14 protein-coding genes are annotated in these 16,845 nt (G+C 62.0%); 7 read left to right on the plus strand and 7 right to left on the minus strand.

What is annotated here, in order from left to right; genetic code table 11:
* Nucleotides 1-225: 225 nt before the first annotated feature.
* From EN807_RS25300 to mtnK, 3 genes are all read right to left on the minus strand, one after another.
* Complete coding sequence (locus EN807_RS25300) at nt 226-1,053, minus strand: phosphogluconate dehydrogenase C-terminal domain-containing protein (protein ID WP_135937116.1); 828 nt, start codon at nt 1,051-1,053, stop codon at nt 226-228.
* Between the two features lie 297 nt (nt 1,054-1,350).
* Nucleotides 1,351-2,442: an S-methyl-5-thioribose-1-phosphate isomerase gene (gene mtnA / locus EN807_RS25305; protein ID WP_135937117.1), complete on the minus strand. Its 1,092-nt coding sequence runs from the start codon at nt 2,440-2,442 to the stop codon at nt 1,351-1,353.
* Complete coding sequence (gene mtnK, locus EN807_RS25310; protein ID WP_135937118.1) at nt 2,439-3,710, minus strand: S-methyl-5-thioribose kinase; 1,272 nt, start codon at nt 3,708-3,710, stop codon at nt 2,439-2,441. The genes mtnA and mtnK overlap by 4 nt, the downstream gene beginning before the upstream one ends.
* A 136-nt stretch (nt 3,711-3,846) precedes the next feature.
* Here mtnK and EN807_RS25315 point away from each other — a divergent pair, with 136 nt between their 5' ends.
* From EN807_RS25315 to EN807_RS25325, 3 genes are read left to right on the plus strand one after another with little or no spacing between them, the layout of a single operon-like run.
* Nucleotides 3,847-5,373 (plus strand): sugar ABC transporter ATP-binding protein, encoded by a 1,527-nt coding sequence (locus tag EN807_RS25315; protein WP_135937119.1) that lies wholly within the window; start codon nt 3,847-3,849, stop codon nt 5,371-5,373.
* 57 nt (nt 5,374-5,430) lie between these two features.
* Entirely contained in the window at nt 5,431-6,426 is a 996-nt protein-coding gene (locus EN807_RS25320; RefSeq protein ID WP_135937172.1) for an ABC transporter permease, read from the plus strand.
* 60 nt (nt 6,427-6,486) lie between these two features.
* Nucleotides 6,487-7,542, plus strand: coding sequence for a substrate-binding domain-containing protein (locus EN807_RS25325; protein WP_065008346.1), 1,056 nt, complete (start codon nt 6,487-6,489; stop codon nt 7,540-7,542).
* A 71-nt stretch (nt 7,543-7,613) separates the two neighbouring features.
* Here EN807_RS25325 and EN807_RS25330 read toward each other — a convergent pair whose 3' ends face one another.
* Together EN807_RS25330 and EN807_RS25335 are read right to left on the minus strand one after the other, a co-directional pair.
* Nucleotides 7,614-9,668 carry a bifunctional aldolase/short-chain dehydrogenase gene (locus tag EN807_RS25330; RefSeq protein ID WP_135937120.1) on the minus strand — a complete coding sequence of 685 codons (2,055 nt, stop codon included), beginning with the start codon at nt 9,666-9,668 and terminating at the stop codon, nt 7,614-7,616.
* Between the two features lie 87 nt (nt 9,669-9,755).
* Complete coding sequence (locus tag EN807_RS25335) at nt 9,756-10,721, minus strand: sugar-binding transcriptional regulator (RefSeq protein ID WP_135937121.1); 966 nt, start codon at nt 10,719-10,721, stop codon at nt 9,756-9,758.
* A gap of 188 nt (nt 10,722-10,909) precedes the next feature.
* Here EN807_RS25335 and EN807_RS25340 point away from each other — a divergent pair, with 188 nt between their 5' ends.
* Both EN807_RS25340 and EN807_RS25345 read left to right on the plus strand, forming a co-directional pair.
* Nucleotides 10,910-12,547, plus strand: coding sequence for an acyl-CoA synthetase (locus EN807_RS25340; protein ID WP_135937122.1), 1,638 nt, complete (start codon nt 10,910-10,912; stop codon nt 12,545-12,547).
* 160 nt (nt 12,548-12,707) lie between these two features.
* On the plus strand, nt 12,708-13,163 hold the full coding sequence (locus EN807_RS25345; RefSeq protein WP_135937123.1) for a DUF417 family protein: 456 nt from the start codon (nt 12,708-12,710) through the stop codon (nt 13,161-13,163).
* A 114-nt stretch (nt 13,164-13,277) separates the two neighbouring features.
* Here EN807_RS25345 and EN807_RS25350 read toward each other — a convergent pair whose 3' ends face one another.
* On the minus strand, nt 13,278-14,345 hold the full coding sequence (locus EN807_RS25350) for a PhzF family phenazine biosynthesis protein (RefSeq protein ID WP_246684339.1): 1,068 nt from the start codon (nt 14,343-14,345) through the stop codon (nt 13,278-13,280).
* Nucleotides 14,346-14,357: 12 nt separating this feature from the next.
* Nucleotides 14,358-14,711, minus strand: coding sequence for a VOC family protein (locus tag EN807_RS25355; RefSeq protein WP_135937124.1), 354 nt, complete (start codon nt 14,709-14,711; stop codon nt 14,358-14,360).
* Between the two features lie 238 nt (nt 14,712-14,949).
* On the opposite strand from EN807_RS25355, the gene EN807_RS25360 reads away from it, so the two are divergent.
* Both EN807_RS25360 and EN807_RS25365 read left to right on the plus strand, forming a co-directional pair.
* Nucleotides 14,950-15,558, plus strand: a complete 609-nt coding sequence (locus EN807_RS25360) for a TetR family transcriptional regulator (protein ID WP_135937125.1) — start codon at nt 14,950-14,952, stop codon at nt 15,556-15,558.
* A gap of 54 nt (nt 15,559-15,612) precedes the next feature.
* The gene (locus EN807_RS25365; protein ID WP_189522574.1) at nt 15,613-16,773 is read left to right on the plus strand and encodes an efflux RND transporter periplasmic adaptor subunit; all 1,161 of its coding nucleotides are present in this window, start codon (nt 15,613-15,615) and stop codon (nt 16,771-16,773) included.
* Nucleotides 16,774-16,845 lie beyond the last annotated feature (72 nt).

Consider the following 16,845-nt stretch of genomic DNA (forward strand, 5'->3'; position numbering starts at 1 on the left):
TCGCGGATCGCTTCAGCGTCAAAACCGTTTGCCGGCTTCCTCTGAACGGATCGTCGCGCCCCAGTTCCCAGCCGTCCTCCGCTCGCCCAGGCCTCGAACTCCTGACGAGGCTTGATTGGCCCGAGCTTACGAACAGCTAAGCCAACTGGTATAATGAGTCAATCATTAATTCAGATGATCTGTACCGGGCCTTTCTTTCTCCCGTAAAGGGAAAGCATCTCAGCCTCAGGTGATGCGCTGAATACTCGCTGCAATCTCTTCCGGCTCGAAGACCCGCTTCCAGTCGTCACGCATCAAGACCGGCTTGCCGAACTCGATGGCCTTGTTGCAGGCGTCGGAGAACACACCCTTGGTCTCGCCGAAGATGACGGCGCCGAGCACGTTCATGTGGCCAAGCAGGAAGTCGAGTGCGGCCTGCTGGTCGACCCCGCGCGCGACGACCTCGTCGACCGCTTCCTTCATGACGACCAGCAGCGAGGCGCAGACGGTCTCCGAAAGGCCCGGCTCGAGCAGCGCCATCTGGTCGACCGTGACGCGATGCGACCGCATGACAGGGGCCCAGATGATCTTGGCGATCGCTTCGCCCTTGGCGAAATCTTCCTCCGGTCCCTGCATCAGCGCGCTGACCATATGCTGCTTGGCCTTGACGCCGCCGAAATAGTCCTTCTTGGCCGTCATATCGGTCTCGTCGTTGAAGATCGGCGGATGGCAGGGATGGGTGACGAAATAGGTCAGATCCGGCCGCTTGGGCAAATGGCCGGCGAAAGGTGCTGCGGCGTCCAGCACGACGACCATGGTGCCGGCAGCAAGCTTGCCCTCGATGCTGGCCGCCACCTTGCCGATATGGGTGTCGGGAACCGCCAGGATGACCACCTCGGCGCCATCCAGGGCTTCGTCGGCGCTGACAGCGTCGATGCCCAACCCCGTCTTTAGCCGCTCGCGGCCGACGTCGCTGACCTCGACATGACGGATCGTGTAGTGAGAGCCGCGAAAATTGGTCGACAGGCGGTAGCCCATTTTGCCGCCGGCACCAAACAGCGCAATCGTTGTCATCTTGCCATACTCCTGATCTCGAACGATGGCTCTGCCGATCGTTATCTTAGTAGCTGGTATAATCACCCTACCAAGCTTTGGCAACTGGATAGGAATCGGATGCGGCCCGCTCCGTCAGTGTCGTAGGTTGTTAGCATCGCCCACCGCATCGACGGACGATCGCGTCGCTTTAACTTGTCCGCGTGCCGGCGAGGCGAGCTGAATGAGACGCAATCCCGCGCCCTTGCTACGGATAAGGACAGCTGGATTCTCGGTTATCCGCTGATGCCGCTTTCGAAAGTCAATGGCGCCGGATCATCAGCGTCCGGGAAACATTGCCTTCAAGCCTTCGCGCGACGCCTTGGCGACGCCGCGTTCCGTTATCAATCCGGTGACCAGCCGTGCCGGCGTCACGTCGAAGGCCGGGTTCGCCGCGGGTGTCGTTTCCGGCGAGATGCGGACCTGCGCAATCTCGCCATTCGCGGTCTTGCCCCAGACCAGCGAAACCTCGTCGCTGGAGCGCTGTTCGATCGGGATTTCGGCCAGCCCGTCACCCACCGTCCAGTCGATGGTCGGCGAAGGCAGCGCGACATAGAACGGCACGTCGTTGTCGGCAGCGGCCAGCGCCTTCAAATAGGTGCCGATCTTGTTGCAGACATCGCCGTCGGCGGTGGTGCGGTCCGTGCCAACGATGACCATGTCGATCTGGCCGCGCTGCATCAGATGGCCGCCGGCATTGTCGACGATCAGCGTATGCGGCACGCCATGGCCGGCCATCTCCCATGCGGTCAGCTGAGCGCCCTGGTTGCGCGGGCGTGTTTCGTCGACATAGACGTGAACGGGAATGCCCGCTTCCGTTGCCAAATAGATCGGCGCCGTGGCGGTGCCGTAGTCGACGGTGGCCAGCCAGCCGGCATTGCAATGGGTCAGGATGTTGACCGGTTCTCCCGGCCGCTTGCGCACCGCGATTTCCTTGATGATTTCAAGTCCATTGACGCCGATGGCTCGGTTGAGGCCGACATCCTCGTCGGCGATTTCTCCGGCGCGCCGGTAAGCAGCCTCGGCGCGTTGTCCAGATGGAAGCGGCCGCAGGAAACCTCGCATCTCATCGAGCGCCCAACGCAGATTGATCGCGGTCGGGCGCGTTTCGTGCAAGACCTCCCAGATGCCGTCGAGTGCTGCATCGGATGGATCGTCGGCCATCTGCATGGCGACGCCATAAGCGGCGGTGACGCCGATCAGTGGCGCGCCGCGTACCCACATGTCGCGGATCGCCGCCGCGATACCGGCAACCGTGCCGACCTTTTCCACGCGGAAATCATGCGGCAGCCAGCGCTGATCGATGATGTCCACCGAACGGCCGTCGTCGCTCAGCCAGATGGTGCGATAGTGACGGTCGCCGACGTTCAAAATCTGTCCTCCCGTTCGATCAGCGCGGCCAATTTGTTGACCTCGTCGATGCTGTGAATCTGGCGCCGGTTGACGGCGATCTGACGGCCGAATTTCAGCGCCTTCGCCTCACATGTGGCGCGCAGATCCTCGTCGGCAATGGTCTCGAAATCAGCGTTGTGCGCGAGGCCGAGAATGCGCCGGTGGATCTCGATCCCGGCAAAGCCCAGCAGGTCGTCCCAGATCGAATGCAGCACATGGTCGAGCGCCTGCTCGGCGCCAAGTCGGTCGCCCTGATCCTCGAACAGGCTCTTCTGGTAGAGCATGCCGGTGCGTTCGGTTCGCCAAAGATGCGCAAACTCGGTGCGGAACACCGACCATGTCTCGACGGTCACATCGAGCAAATAGCCGCGCATGGCGTCGCGCTTTTCCTTCTGTTCGTGACCGCGCTGCGAAAAGAACGCCATCCAGAAATTGGCGAGCAGCATGCCGACATCGAAGGCCATCGGCCCGTAGAAGGCGAATTCGGGGTCGATCATCCGCGTTTCTGAGTCGGTGACCATGATCGAGCCGGAATGCAGGTCGCCGTGCAGCAACGCCTCTGCATTGGCCGCGAAAAGATGCTTCAGCCGTTGCGCCTCGACCTTGAGATCGCGGTCGGCGCGCAGCTCTGCGACGATGCCGTCGAGCTGCGGGCTCGTATGCCGGTTCATCTTGGCGTCGAAATACGGGTCTGAGAAAACCAGGTTCTCGGTAATGTCGCAGAGCTCGACATTGTCGGCGAACAGCGCCAGATCCGCCTTGCGATCCTTGGTTGCCATATGCAGATCGGAGCCGCGAAACAGGGTGCGGGCCATGAACAGGCCGATATCCCTGGCGATGTTCGGCAGCTGGCGGCCCTCGATCAGCGCCCGCCGCAAGATGATGTGCGGCGACAGATATTCCATGATGATCAGCGCCTGGCCCTCGTCGAAGTGATGGATCGCCGGCACCGAGCCTGGCGCTCTCGCCTCTTGCCGCGTCAGCGCGTGGTATTCGAAGAAGGAACGCTTCAACGGCAGCGGCCAGCTGTCGCCGACCAGGCGAACATAGGGCAGGGCCTGCTTGACGACGGCAGCACCCGTGGCGCCCTCGACGATGAAGACCAGGTTCAGATTGCCGTCGCCGACCTCGCGGACCTTCCAGCGGGTCGTGTCCCGGCCGATATGCGAACACAGCGCCTCGTTGGCGCCAAGGCGTGCCGCCAATGTCTCGACGGACAGTGCTTCGAACGGCGATTTCCCAGTCATCCTCACCCTCCCGCTTATGTGCTCCCATCATAATGGTGCCATGGCGGTCGGGCCAAGCTAGGAAGCTCTCTGGCAATTGTCAATCGTGTTGACAATTGACGGAACAGTCCCTAGCGTCATGGTCAGGGAGGAACGAATGGGCAATGATGCCGTGTTCCGCGTCGACGGGCTGAGGAAGTCCTTCGGCCATATCGAGGTGCTTGGCGGCGTCTCGCTCGATTTGCATGCCGGCGAGGTAACCGTGCTGATGGGCGCCAACGGCGCCGGCAAATCCACCCTGGTCAAAATCGTCAGCGGCGTCTACGAGCGCGGCGGCGGCACGATGAGCCTCGCCGGCCACGACTTCGCACCGGAGGACTTCGCGCCAAAAACGCCGGCGGAGGCAATCCGCGCCGGCGTCGTCACCGTTCATCAAAACATCAATGACGGTGTCGTCGCCGACCTCGACGTCGCCACCAATTTGACGCTCGACAGGCTGAGCGGCAGCGGCGCGCCGACCCTGTTCAATCCGGGCCGGGTGCGTCGCGAGGCAAAAGCGGTTGCCGACCGCATGGGGCTGGCCATCGACCTGAAGGCCCGGATCAGCGATCTCTCGCTGGCCGACCGCCAGATGGTGGCGATTGCCCGCGCCATGGCGCATCAGCCGAAGGTCCTGATCCTCGATGAGCCGACCTCCTCTTTGTCCAGCGCCGAAGCCGACCGGCTGTTCGCGCTTGTCGACAGGCTACGCGAGCAGGGCGTCGCGATCCTCTACATCTCGCACCGCATGTCCGACATCAGGCGGCTTGCCGACCGGATCGTCTCGATGCGAGACGGCGTCATCTCAGGTGTTTTCGACCGCAAGCCGCTCGATTATGAAGGCGCCGTCAACGCCATGCTTGGCCGCAAGATCCACCTCGACCGGATCGTCGCCAGGAATTCGGCCAAGCCTATCCTGACGATCGACGGGTTGCGCATTGCAGAAGGCTCCATGCCGATCTCGCTGACGCTCGGCGACGGCGAAGTCGTTGCCATCACCGGCCTCGTCGGCGTCGGCAAGACCGCGCTCGCCGAGACGCTGTTTGGCGTCCGCAAGCCGCTCACCGGGACCATGACGTTGAACGGAAAACCCTATGCTCCGGGTTCGACAGGCGAGGCGATCGCCGCCGGCGTGTTTCTCGTCGCCAAGGACCGGAGCGAAAACGGGATCGTCGGCGACTTCAACATCCAGGAAAATATCAGCCTGCCGTTCCACAGGCGGATGTCGCGTATGGGCGTTCTCAAGCGCCGCATCGAGCGCGCCACCGCCCGCCAGCAGATTCGGGAACTGGGCATCGTCTGCCGCTCGGAGAAGGACGAGATGTCAGCCCTTTCCGGCGGCAACCAGCAGAAGGTGATGGTCGCCCGCTGGATCTCGCAGGCGGCAAAGCTGTTCATTCTGGACGAGCCGTTTCAGGGCGTCGACATTTCGGCCAGGCGCGACATCGCGGCCAAGCTGCGGGCGAGCGCGAACGGCCGTGCGACGCTGCTGTTCGTCACTGAACTCGACGAGGCGCTGGAGACCGCCGACCGCATCCTGGTGATGTCGGAGCAGACAATCGTTGGCGAACACCGCAACGCCGACATCGACCTCGAGCGCTTGTTGGCCGAAGTGGCGGGCAGGCCGTTGCACAGCGCAGCGTGAGGGCGGGCAGATAATGGGACGTGGAATGGAGAGGGCATGAGTTCGGGTTTGGTAAGGATGGCAGCGCGCGACCATGCCATCCGCTATGGCTTCATCGTTCTGCTGTTCGGGTTGATTGCATATTTCGCCATCGCCGCCGATGGCTTCGTCTCGCCGCAGAGCGCCGTCTTCATCTTCCAGTCGGTCGCCATCACCGGCGTGCTGGCGCTCGGCGTCACCGCCACCCTGGTCGTCGGTGGCTTCGACCTGTCGATCGGCTCCGTCGCCACCAGCGCCATGATGGCAGCTGCTTATGTCATGGTGGTGCTGGAGCAGAACGCCGTCGTCGCGGTTGTCGCCTGTCTCTTGATCGGTGCCGTTGTCGGCCTCATCAATGGCTGGCTGATCGTCTATATGCGCGTACCGGACCTTCTGGCGACGCTCGGCATGATGTTCCTGCTCGTCGGCCTGCAGCGCATTCCGACCGAGGGCCGCTCGATCGCCACCGGCATGACGATGCCCGATGGCGCGGTCGCCAACGGCACGTTCGGCGCTGGCTTCCTGGCGCTTGGCCGCCACCGCTTCGATTTCTTCATCCCCAACCTCATCCCGGTTTCGGTAGTCGTCTTGCTCGTGCTTGCAGTGCTGATCTGGTTTTTTCTCGAATACACCCGTTTCGGACGCATGATGTATGCGGTCGGCAGCAACGAACGGGCTGCCGAACTGGCCGGCGCGCCTGTCAAGGCATACAAAATCTGGGCCTACGTTATTTCAGGGGTTTTTGCCTCGATCGGCGGCATTTTGCTCGCTGCCCGGCTTGGACGCGGCGACATCGCCTCAGGTAATAATCTCCTGCTCGACGCTGTCGCCGCGGCGCTCATCGGCTATGCGGTCCTCGGGGCCGCCAAGCCGAACGCCTTCGGCACGGCCATCGGTGCGGTGTTTGTCGGCGTGCTGCTGCAGGGCCTGACGATGATGAACGCGCCCTACTACACGCAGGATTTCATCAAGGGCGTGGTTCTTGTGGTTGCCCTAGTCTTCACCTTCGCCCTTTCCGGCAGGGGCAAGAGGTAGGGTTCGGCAGATAGGATTTCGACCGGCTGAAATTTGAGTTCAACAAGTGGAGGAGACAACATGAAGATCACGAGAAGACTTTTGGGGAAGGCAGCACTCGGGCTTGCCGGCGCCGCGCTGCTGATGCAGGTCCCGGCGATGGCGCAGGACCGGCCGGCGCCGTTCGACAAGCCCGGCGCCGTCAAGATCGCGCTGGTCCGCTATCTCTCGACCGGTGACTTCTTCCAGGCCTATCTGTCCGGTGTCGAAGCACAGGCCAAGGCGCTCGGCGTCGATCTACGCGTCCTCGACAGCCGCCAGGACGCCGCCCTTCAGGCGGATATGGTCGACCAGGCCATCGCGCTTGGCGTACAGGGTATCATCATCCAGCACGGCTTGACGGAATCGATGAAGGAAGCCGCCCAGCGCGCGGTCGACGCCGGCATCAAGGTCGTAGCGTTCGACGTCAACGTCGAAAACCCCAAGATCCCGCAGATCGAACAGTCCGACCGCGACCTCGCACGCCTCGCGCTCGAACAGGCGATCAAGGACAATGGCGAGAGCTGGAAGGCCGGCTATGTCTATGTCGCCGGCATCGCGCCGCTCGACCGCCGCAACGAGACCTGGGTTGACTTCAAGAAGAAATATGCGGGGATCAACGAGGCGGCGATGTTCGGCACGCTCGACAATCCGATCGCCAATTCCGTCGCCAACCAGGCCCGCTCGGTGTTGTCGGCCAACCCCGACATCAAGGTGATGTTCGCGCCCTATGATGAATTCGCCAAGGGCGTGAAGATCGCCGTCGACGAGGCGGGGTTCAACAAGGACATCAAGATCTATTCGGCCGATATCTCGACCTCCGACATCGCCGCGATGCGCGAGCCCGACAGCGCCTGGGCGGCAACCGCCGCCACCAATCCGGCCGTCGTCGGCCAGGTTTCGGTGCGCGCGCTGGCGCAGCTTTTGGCCGGCGAAGACCCCGGCCACAACGTCATTGTGCCGCCGACGCTGATCACCCAGAAGGATCTGATCGACAAGGACATCAAGAACATGGAAGACCTTTCGGCCAAGCTGCCGCAGTTCGCCCATGCCGATGTCGCGATGCCGGCCTGGATGCCGAACCCGAACGCCAAGTAGCTTTTTATCGTAGGCAAAAAAGGAAAGAGCGGCCTGCGGGCCGCTCTTTTGCGTCTGGACTGTTCTTGAGCCTACCGCAGCGCCGCGGCGATGTTGCCGCCGTCGACTGTCGTCACACTGGCGGTGGTCCGCTCGGCCAGCGCCTGATGCAGGAAAGCCTGGGCCACGTCTTCGGCCGTCACTTCCTGACCAAGCAGATTGCCCGCCATATATTCCTTTTCCGACACGCCGCGCGCGCCCGAACGGCTGGCGATCATGGCGTCGGTAAGCAATCCGGAACGGATGCGATCGGCGTTGACGGCATTCGAGCGGATGCCATGGGCGCCATAGTCGAGGGCATACTGCCTGGACAGGAACAGCGTCGCCGCCTTCGGGATGCCATAGGCGCCGAACTTCGGACCCGGATTGATCGCCTGCTTGGAGGTGTTGAAAAGGAGCACGCCGCCGGTGCCCTGTTCGAGCATGATCCGCACCGCGTTCTGCGCCGCCGACTGGTGGGCGAAGAAATTTAGCTCGAAGCTCTTGCGCAAAGTGGCGTCGTCGAGTTCGCCGATACGGCCTTCCCAGGCAGCCCCCGCATTCGAGACGAGAATGTCGAGGCCGCCGAAGACGGCCACCGCCTTGTCGAATGCCGCGCGCATCTGCGTCGGATCGGTGATGTCGGCGCCGATGCCGATCGAACTGTTGCCGGCTTTCTTCGCCGCTTCCGCCGCCCTTGACGCATCGAGATCGACGACGACGGCATGGGCGCCGTTGTCGGCGAACAGCTTTGCCGTGGCGGCGCCAATTGCGCCGGCGCCGCCGGTGACCAGCACAACCTGGCCGGTCAGCGGCTTCGGCTTGTTGGAGGCGAGCTTGGCCTGTTCCAGCGACCAGTATTCGAGCGGGAACAGGTCGGCTTTGGACAGCGGGCGGAAATCTCCGACCGCTTCGGCCCCGCGCACCGCCTCGATCCACATTTCACCGACGTCGGAGGCAATCTTCGCATCCTTAAGCGTGCGGCCATGGCCGAACATGCCGAGGCCCGGCACCAGCGTCAGCCGCGGCATCTGGTCGAGCATCGTGCGCTTCACATCATCGAGCGCGTCGTTGGTTTCGAAGTAGGCGCGATAGTCCCTGGCGAATTTCTCCACATGTTGGCGGATGACGGATTTGTAGTCGCCGATCTTGTCTGCGTCGGGCGCCGGCAGCGCCATCGGCCCGGTCTTGATGCGGATCGAAAGGTCGGGCGTCGATACGCCGCGCCCGGCATAATCGGCAATCCTGGCCGAATTGATGAAATCGACTATCGCCTCCGAGGTGCGGAAATCGCTGATCATGCGGTCGAAGCGGCCTTCGCCGCGCGCTACCGCCACTGAGCCGCGCAGCATCGGCGCAATGTCCGCAGGCTTGGCCAGCTTGGCCGGCAAGGCGGCTTTTTCGGCAAGCGGCTTGCCGTGGCTGGCGATGAACTCCTCGGCGGCGTTCACATACTGGATCATCCGGTCGTAGGCCTGTTTGGCATCGTCGCCGAACGTGAAAATGCCATGTTTGTCGAGGATCAGGCCCTCGACCGTCGGGTCGGCTTCAAAGACATCGGCCGCCGCCTTCGCCAGGTCGAAGCCCGGCATGATGTAAGGCACGAACCCCATCTTGCTGCCGAAGACTTTCTTGCTCAGGGCCTCGCTATCATCCTGGTCGACGATGGCCAGAACGGCGGTCGAGTGCGTATGGTCGACGAATTTATGCGGCAGGAAGGCGTGTAGCAGCGTCTCGACCGAGGGGTTCGGCGAAGACGGATCGATGAGGTTCACTCGCTGCAGGGCGACCATATCCTCGTCGGAGAGTTTCTTGAGCGACCGCGCCTTGAGCAGGGGACCGATCTTGACCGCCGGCAGGCCCTGCGGCTCGATGACGCCCATGTCCCAGCCGCTGCCCTTGACGCAGAGCACGTCCCATTCGTCGCCGACGAGGTCGGTGGCCCTTGTCTTGCAGGATGTGTTGCCGCCGCCATGCAGGACAAGCCGCGGTTCGCCGCCCAGAAGCCTTGTCGTATAGACGCGCAGCGCCAGGTCGCGGGCAACACCCTTTGTTGCATAGTCGGCAACCAGCTTCTCCGCGTCGCCGTCATTCCACAGGTTCTTCATGTTCGCTTCGTCCGATTTGCTCTCGTTGTGAAACAGGAATGCCGCGACGCCTTGATGACAATTAGTCCGCGGCTGGAATTGTGTTCTCTAGGCGACCTTTTCCGCCGCCGGTCCGGCATGATCGAGCAGCCGTCGCGCCATCCGGGCGCCGACCACCAGATGCGTGCACAGCCCACCTGCGATCGCCGCCACCAGCGGTTCGAATTTGCTGTCCTCCTGCACCACCACGAGGCGCTTTTCAATTTTTTGCAGCGATGACAGCTCCGCCGAAATGATCCGCCGGTTGTAGCTGCAGTCGAGCGCTTTGCCTTGCGCGTCGATGATCTGCCCGGCGATGACGCCGGCAGCCCCGGCACGGCGCAGCACCTCCATTTCGCTCGCAGTCAGCGCGCCGCATTTGACAACATGGCTGTCGGCGTCGACGGTGCCGACCGAGTAAAGCGCCAGGTTGCACGCACTGATGCCCGACAACTGCTCGCGGATCACCGGCTCGGCGCGCAGGCCGCGTGCCAGTTCCTCTGTCGTCAGCACCAGCGGTGCGTAGAAATTGAGCCCCTTGGCGTTGAGCCGGCGTGCGATTTCCATGGTGCATTGGTCGGGCCGGTAGGAATAGGGGGCTCCCAGATTGCCGCAGAGCTGCACCACCGTGACATCCTGCAGATCGGCATAGGACATGATGTCGGCGATCGTATAGATGGTCCTTCCCCACGCGACGCCGATGCGGTCGCCCTTCTTGATCAGCTCGAGAAAGACGCTGGCGGCCAGCACCGCGATGTCGGTCGACGGATCGGCGACATGGCCGTTTTCCGGCGCGATCCAGACGGCATCGAGCTTCAATGCGTCTTCGAGCTTGCGCGCCATGACATCGTCGGTGAAAAGCTGGGTCGAGGTCGAGATGTTGACGATGCCGGTCTCGCGCGCCTTGCGCAGATACATGGCGACCGAGGCTCGGGAAATCTTGAGCTGGCTGGCCACCTGGTCCTGACGCAGGCCATGGGCATAGTAGAGCCAGGCGGCCTTGTGGATAAGCTGTTCTGCCGGTCGGATCGCCATGCCATCTCCTCGTTGACATTATTCATGGCTCTCGACAAAAGTCAAACCAAGCAAGGGTAAACGATGCCCTTTCGCTCGCTGAATCTAGAACATCATTGTGCCAAATGCGCTCTATCGTGGCATCGTTGATGGTGACGCGTCGGAGGCCTGTGGTTAGAAGGTTCGAGAAAGATATTGGGGAGGACGGGATGGGCAATCCCTACGAACAGGATCTCGACAGGAATCCAGCCAACCACCAGCCGCTGACGCCGCTCAGTTATCTGGAGCGGGCGGCAAAGACCTTTCCCGACCATGTCGCAGTCATCCATGGTCGCCAGCGCACGACCTATCGTGATTTCTGGCGGCGGTCGCTGAAGCTTGCCTCGGCGCTGCAGAGGCGCGGCGTCGGCAAGGGCGACACCGTCACCGTGATGCTGTCCAACACGCCGCCGATGTTGGAAGCGCATTTCGGCGTGCCGATGACCAAGGCGGTACTGCATTCGCTCAACACCCGCCTTGACGCCGCGGTCATCGCCTTCCAGCTCGACCACGCCGAAACCAAGGTGCTTGTCGTCGATCGCGAATTCGCAAATGTCGTCAGCGAGGCGCTGGCGCTGGCTAAGGTAAAACCGCTGGTCATCGACTACGACGATCCCGAATACGCCGCCGACGCCCCTTACCCCAAGGGCGAGCGGATCGGCACGCTCGACTACGAGAACTTCGTCGCGGGCGGCTACGAGGATTTCGCCTGGTCGATGCCCGACGACGAATGGGACGCGATCTCGCTCAACTACACGTCCGGCACCACAGGCAATCCGAAGGGCGTCGTCTATCACCATCGCGGTGCGGCACTGATGGCCTACGCCAACACCATCCATGCCGGCATGGGCAAGCACGCGGTCTACCTGTGGACGCTGCCGATGTTCCACTGCAATGGCTGGTGCTTTCCGTGGACGCTGGCCGTACAGGCCGGCACCCATGTCTGCCTGCGCTGGGTGCGGCCGAAGCCGATCTACGACGCCATCGCCGATCACGGCGTCACTCATCTGTGCGGCGCGCCGGTCGTCATGTCGGTGCTGATCAATGCCAGGGACGAGGACAAGCGGCAATTTCCGCAGACGGTCACCTTCAGCACGGCCGCAGCACCGCCGCCGGAAGCGGTGCTGTCGGGCATGGCCGATGCGGGCTTTGCGGTCATCCACCTCTATGGCCTGACCGAGACCTATGGCCCGGCCGTCGTCAACGATTGGCATGGTGAATGGGATGGGCTGGAGAAGGGTCTCAGGGCGGCGACGAAGGCCAGGCAAGGCGTGCGCTATGCTGCGCTCGAGGATCTGACGGTGATGGACCCCGAGACGATGGAGGAGACGCCGGCTGACGGCGAGACGATCGGCGAGGTCATGTTCCGCGGCAACATCGTCATGAAGGGCTATCTGAAGAACCGCAAGGCGAGCGACGAGGCCTTCGCCGGCGGCTGGTTCCACTCGGGCGACCTCGGCGTCAGGCATCCCGACGGCTACATCCAGCTCAAGGACCGCTCCAAGGACATCATCATTTCCGGCGGCGAGAACATCTCGTCGATCGAGGTCGAGGAGGCGGTATACAAGCATCCCGCCGTCGCCTCCTGCGGCGTCGTCGCCAGGCCCGATGACAAATGGGGCGAGGTGCCGGTCGCCTATGTCGAGCTAAAGCCGGGCAGGGCGGCGACCGAAGCCGAGATCATCGATCACTGCCGCGCGCTGCTCGCCCGATTCAAGGTGCCGAAAGCGGTGATCTTCGCCGAAATCCCGAAGACCTCGACCGGCAAGATCCAGAAGTTCAGGCTGAGGGAGATGGCGAAGGGGTAGGCAGGTCAGGACCCATAATCCGTGTCAGATCATTGTTGGCCCAGCTAAGCCAACATGAACGGAGCAAAAAAGATCCCTCAGTGTCGGATCGAGTGCCTCCCGATCGTCCTCGATACAGAACCAAGCCGACGGAAGAAGATCTAGCAGGAGGTGCATTCCGATGGAGAACACCGCGGTCAGCAAAGCGGGGCGGATCCTTGCCCTGATCGGGGTCATACTGCCGCTTCTCATGATCGGCGGGATGAAGTTCACGGCTGTTGAGATCGAGGCGTTGAGGCCGCTGATCGGCGGCACGCCTTGGCTCGCCTGGATGTATCCGGTATTCGGTGAAGCTGGTGCCTCTTATGTGCTTGGCGTCGTCGAGATCGCGACCGCGCTTCTGCTGATTGCCTCTCCCTGGTCGACGCGCGCCGGTGTGGCCGGTGGGGCATTGGCCGCGCTGATTTTCCTGGCCACCTGTTCGATCATGGTTGCCCTGCCGATCTGGGAGCCTGCGCTCGGCTTTCCCGCGCTCGGTCCCGCCGGTCAGTTCCTGATCAAGGACATTGCGCTGCTCGGCATCGCGCTTGTCATACTGGGCGAAAGCCTGAACAGACTAAACAGATCGGCTACCTAAGCGGATCCAAGTCGAAGGCGAGTGGCAGAATCACGTCATCCGCGCAAATGGCGGGCTAGTGCGAATTTGTGGGACGGGCACAGGTTCGCCGCGGCCACCGGACTACACATTCGACTAGATCGAAAACGCTCCGCCCGCCACCACGATGCCGCGTCCGGAAACGCTCACTGAGCCGGCATCTACACCGACCTCAATGATGCTGGTACGTCCGAGAGTAGTGCCTTGCTCGACCTTGATTACGCCGGGCTGTGCAAGACCGTGTGCAACGAGATGTGCGGCGAGCGGACCAGCCGCCGTTCCGGTTGCCGGATCCTCGGAAATGCCGACAGTCGGGTTGAAAAAGCGTGCATACGCTGTGGTTCCGGGCTGCAGCGGATCGAGTGAGAAGACGTAGCAGCCTTCCCCGGCGACCTCGTTGAGCAGGTCGAAAAGCTGTTTGGCATCAGGCGAAATCCGGTCGACGGCTTCGCGATCGCGGATTGGCACCAGGAGATGGGCAGCACCAGTCGAGACCACCTGGCAAGGCACAACGTCCGCCGCTATTTCTTCAGCATTAAGGCCGAGTGCCGTGGCAAGAGCGCCAAGGTTTGAGAGCTGCCGGCCGGCCACTGGGGCTTCTTGCCGCATAATGATCTTTTCGAGTTTCCCCTGGCTTTGCCAGATGGCCAATGGATACACCAAGTCGCCGATCTGTTGATGAAACATTGTTGGGCCATCGCCCAGCTCGAGTCGCCCCGCTGCAGCGAGCCACCACCAAGCCCCTAGCGTGTTGTGTCCGCCTGCACCGAAAACCTCTACGCCTTTCGGCGTGAAAGAGCGCAATTTCCAATCGGCGTCCGCCCGGGTCGCCGGCAGGACAAAGGTGGTCTCGGACTGGTTGAACTCACGTGCAATGTTCTGCATGAGCTCGAGCGCCAACTCGCCACCGCCGTCCACAACCGCAAGCGAATTGCCCGTCAGCGGCGCCACCGCGAAGACATCGACGAAATGAAATGGAATTGTTCTGCTCATGGTTTCCTCCGGTGGACCGCGGCCGTTTGCTCGGCTAAATGTTTGGAAGGTCGCCAATGTCCCGCATTGCAGAACAATCTCTAATGCATGTCGCGCAAAAGTGTGCAGCGGTTTTGCGATATCGACATGCACAAAACAACAACCTAAAGCGCGTCGCGTGAGGCCGGTCAAATGCGACGCGCTTTAGCGAAGATGCGAGAGCACGTTGAGCAACTTGCCGGTCGGGTCGGCAATGAAGAAACGTCTTACGCCCCACGGTTCGTCGGTCAAATCATAGACCACTCTGCAACCGATCTCGTTTGCGCGAAGATACACCTCGTCGACGTTGTCAACCTCGATCGACAGATCGGGTACGGGGGTGCCTGAGCCGCCCTCGCTGGCGATGCTGATCTGGGGGATGGTTGTTTCCCTCGATGCCAGCGTTACGAGCCAGCCGTGGTCCATGACGGCATCGAGCCCGAACAAGTCGGTATAGAACTTCCGAACATCCGGAATGCTTGCAGTTGCCACATTCGAGACGATGCGCAGGACGGTCATCCGATACTCTCCTTCCGCGGCATTGGATGACAATACATAGCCGCGCGGGGTCAGCGTGGATAGCGGGGTGCCTGTGCACTGTCCGCAACAGGCTTCATTAACGCTGATGACGCCCAAGTGGTGACAACACATGTCACCGTTCGCCCAAGAAAGGTAACATCACCTGTTGACACGCAGGTGATTTCCAATTACGAGTGACGAAATTCAAAATTCGTCACTCGTAATGAGTTAATGAGACATGATGCATAATACCCTCGATACGGCCGACCTGGTCCGGCAGGAGAATGTTGCGCGCATCCTCGATTGCGCGGAGCGACTGTTCCGGCATTACGGCTACGGCAAGACCAATGTCGCCGACATAGCGCGTGAACTCGGCATGTCGACGGCCAACATCTACCGTTTCTTCGCCTCCAAGGTTGAGATCCACCAGGCCGTTTGCGGCCGTATGCTCGCTACCTGCTACCAGTTGACCTACGACGCCTGCCATAGTCCCGGAACGGCCAGCGAAAGGCTTCGCCGCTACGTGCAAACGCATTATCAGTGGACCCGTGACACCATGCTCGACCAGGAGAAGGTGCACGAAATGGTGGTCGTTGCCATCGAACGCGATTGGCACGTCATCGAGAGGCATATCGACAGGATCCGCGGCTTGGTGGCGGAGGTGATCAGCGAGGGAATCGCAGCAGGCGAGTTTACCGACCAGGATCCGGAAGTCGCTTCGCGGTGTTTCGCCGCCGCTATCATCACCCTCTGTCACCCGCAAATGGTCGCCCAGTGCCTTGCCAAGAAGAATCGGGCGATGCCGGACGAGCTTATCGAGTTTGCCATCAGGGCTTTGAAGAATTGACCGGCGACGTCCGCAGGGCGTCCACAATCCATCTCCAGTTCGGGAGTACCGCAAGTGCCTTTGTCCAAATCCATCATGAACAGGCTGCCGGCTATTGGACCGGCTCTGGTCGTCGTCGCGGCGCTTGGGCTCGCCGGTTGCTCGCAAGAAAAAGTGGAAGTCAAGGACATCGTCCGGCCCGTCAAGGTCGTCGAGATCGCCAAGGCGAACGATACCCGTGAGCTCTCCTACTCCGGATCGGTGCGCGCACGCACCGAGATGAATCTCGGGTTCCGTATCAACGGCAAGATCACCGAGCGCCTGGTCGACATCGGTCAGCGCGTGAAGCCGGGCGACGTTCTGGCCCGCATCGATCCGGCCGACTACGACCTTTCGGTCAAGAGTGCCGAGGCCAGCCTCGAGGCCGCCGAGCGGCAGGTCGAGACAACGGGTCTTGCCCGCCGTCGTGCCGAACAGCTGTTTGCCAAGACCTTCGCGTCGAAATCGCAGCTCGAACAGGCGACGCTCAGCTACGATCAGGCGGTCGCCACCCGTAATTCCGCGCGCTCATCGCTTGATCAGGCGAAGAACCAGGTCCTCTACACCGACCTCAAGGCGGACAGGAACGGCATCGTCACATCAGTCACCGCCGATGTCGGTCAGGTGGTCGGCTCCGGCACGCCGGTTGTGACCGTTGCCGTCGATGGCGAAAAGGAAGTGCTGATCGCCGTTCCGGAAATGGATATCGCCCAGTTCAAGCCGGGCAAGAACGTCAAGGCAAGCTTCTGGTCCGACGATGCGCTGACGCTCGACGGCAAGGTCCGTGAAGTCGCCGGCAGCGCCGATCAGCAGTCGCGTACCTTTGCCGTTCGCGTCAGCCTGCCCAGCGATCCGCGCGTGCTTCTCGGCATGACCGCGAACATCGAGGCTTCGGCGGCCAACAACAGTCCGCAGAGCGTATCGATCCCGTTGAGCGCGCTGGCGCAAAAGGAAGGCCAGCAGATCGTCTGGACCGTGGACCGCAACGGCGAGACCGTCCATGCGCGTCCGATCAAGGTAGCCGAATTCACCGCCGACGGCGTGCATGTTGCCGAAGGATTGAACCCCGGCGACGTCGTCGTTGCGGCGGGCACGCAATTCATGACCGAGAATCTGAAGGTCAAGCTGACCGGCGATGCGGTGCAGCAGTCCGCATCGGCGGACGACGATGGCGACGCCGCCAAGCGCGTGCGCTGACGGCCAAGAATAAAAACGGCTTTTCCTCGCATCGGCGCAAGCCGTGAGGTCAAGCGGTTCATGGTTTCCGGG

This window comes from Mesorhizobium sp. M5C.F.Ca.ET.164.01.1.1, assembly GCF_004792125.1.
GTDB lineage: Bacteria > Pseudomonadota > Alphaproteobacteria > Rhizobiales > Rhizobiaceae > Mesorhizobium > Mesorhizobium wenxiniae.